At 22.7% G+C, this 2,344-nt stretch carries 3 protein-coding genes; 2 read left to right on the top strand and 1 reads right to left on the bottom strand.

What is annotated here, in order from left to right:
* On the bottom strand, positions 1-936 hold a 936-nt coding region (locus AMN99_RS04250), incomplete at its 3' end, for a DUF2066 domain-containing protein (RefSeq protein WP_075506590.1).
* 11 nt (positions 937-947) lie between these two features.
* Here AMN99_RS04250 and purM point away from each other — a divergent pair.
* A complete protein-coding gene (gene purM, locus AMN99_RS04245; protein WP_075506591.1) occupies positions 948-1,979 on the top strand; it encodes a phosphoribosylformylglycinamidine cyclo-ligase in 1,032 nt (343 codons plus the stop codon).
* A partial coding sequence (locus AMN99_RS04240; protein ID WP_075506589.1) for a formyltransferase family protein occupies positions 1,954-2,344 on the top strand: 391 nt, incomplete at its 3' end. The genes purM and AMN99_RS04240, both read left to right, overlap by 26 nt.

Genomic DNA, 2,344 nt, shown 5'->3' with positions numbered 1-2,344 from the left:
AACCAACTCTATATTTGAAAGTGTTGCTTCAAACTGATCAATTTTAATTATATTGCTATTATCAACTGATATAGTCAAATCCAATTTAATTGATGTATTTATTATGTTTTTTAATTTCCAATAATCTTCAAAAACTATTTTTTGTTTATCTATGAATTTTTTTAAATCTTCTAAATTTTCTAAATTGATATTTTTGAATTTAAAATTTTTTAAATTTTGGTTCTTGTTAAATACTATTTGATTAAGTACTCGAATTTCTTGATTATTTTTAAAAACAATCATTATAATAAAATCTTCAAAATTATATTTCTTTGAAATTTCTCTAAAATCAAAATCTTCTAAATTGTTAATATTTTTTTTAATTAAATTATAATCATCGATATCCTCGTTTGGTAAAATATAATTTAATTGATGGTGTTTTTCTTTTTTAAAATTCCAATTTTTAAATAATTGACTTTCTGAAAAAAGAAATATTTCATTTTTTTCTTCATCTACTTCTATTGGAAAAAAAATTAAATCTTTTCGAATAATAGATGAAGGGAATACATTTTTTTTTTCTAATAATTCAAAAAAACTTTTTTTATTAAATTCTACATTTAAGGTAAGATTATATATTTCATCAATAAAACTTTCTTGAGCAATAGAAAATGTTTCAACTAAACTTTTGACTTCTTTAGTTGATGTGTTTTGAAGTTTTTTTTGATCTTTGCTTTGAGCAATGGTTAAAATAAGTTCCTGATATGCTTCAACAAAACCTCGATTTATTATCTTATTTTTGTCAAATGAGGCATTAAATGGAGATGAAATTTCAATTTCTTTTATAGAAAATGTTTTTGCAATACTATTTTCTGTGGAAAAAAAAATATTTAATAAAGCAAGAAATAGAAAAAGATTATATAAACTCTTCTGTTTAATTAATTTTGAAAAACACCTCATATAATATTGTAATGAATAATAAAAATTTTACCTATAAAAAAAGTGGCGTTAACATTAAAGCTGCTGATAAGTTTGTAAATTTCATTTCATCAGTATCATCAAAAAAAAGGGGCAAAAAAAAGTTTTCTAATATTGGGGGCTTTGGTTCTATTTCAAATATCCCAAGCAACATAAAGCAACCTCAAATAGTTGCTTGCACAGATGGTGTTGGTACTAAAATTGAAATAGCTAATTCTCTAAATAAATTTGATACAATTGGTATTGATCTTGTAGCAATGAGTGTGAACGATTTAATTGTTCAGGGTGCAAAACCTTTGCTTTTTTTAGATTACATTTCAATAAACAAGATTGATTTAATTAAACTTAAATCAATCATTAAAGGAATAGTTAAGGGCTGTAAACTATCAGATTGTGAACTTGTAGGTGGAGAAACAGCTGAGATGCCTGGCACTTATTCAAAAGGTAAATTTGATATAGCTGGCTTTGCTGTTGGTATTGTTGGTAAAAATAAAATCTTAAATAAAAATAAAATAAAAAAAAATAATTTAATACTAGCAATTCCATCTAGTGGATTACATTCAAATGGGTTCTCACTTGTAAGGTATTTAATAAATAAAAAAAAAATTAATATAAATAAAAATAAATTTTTAAAATCAGAACTTTTGAAACCAACAAAAATATATGTGAAAGAAATGATCAACATAATTTCAAAAAATCTTATTAATGGTTGTGCAAATATTACAGGAGGAGGACTTGCTGATAACATCAAAAGAATTATACCGGATAACATGTTGGCTGATATTGATTTAAATGAAATCAAAACTTTAAAAATTTTTAATTGGCTTAAAAAAAATGGAATACCAGAAAATGAAATGTTAAAAACATTTAACTGCGGTGTTGGTTTTTGTTTAATTATCAACAAAAAAAACTTAAAAAAAGTTCAAAGTTATTTTCCTAAAAATTACAAACCATATGTAATTGGAAAAATTATTAATGGTAAAAATAAAGTGAAATTAAATGGTTCTATCAATTGGAACAAATAAAATAAAAACTGCAATATTTATCTCTGGAACAGGTAGTAATTTAAAATCACTAATTAAGTTTTCTAAATTAAAGAAATCACCTATTTCTATTAACCTAATTGTCACTAATAATAAGTTAGCCAAGGGTTTAAAATATGGAACTATTTTTAAAATTCAAAAAAAAATAATTAGTTTCAAAAATAAAGATATTGCTGAAAAAAAAATACTTAAAGAACTTAAAAAAAATAAAATTGAATTAATTTGCTTAGCAGGATTTATGAAAATACTTTCAAAAAATTTTGTTAAAAATTTTAAAGGTAAAATTTTAAATATTCACCCTTCACTACTACCAAAATACAAAGGTTTAGATACTCATCGAAGAGCTA

Source organism: Candidatus Pelagibacter communis, from assembly GCF_001180225.1.
GTDB lineage: Bacteria > Pseudomonadota > Alphaproteobacteria > Pelagibacterales > Pelagibacteraceae > Pelagibacter > Pelagibacter ubique_D.
This window is presented reverse-complemented; position numbering and strand designations above follow the sequence as displayed.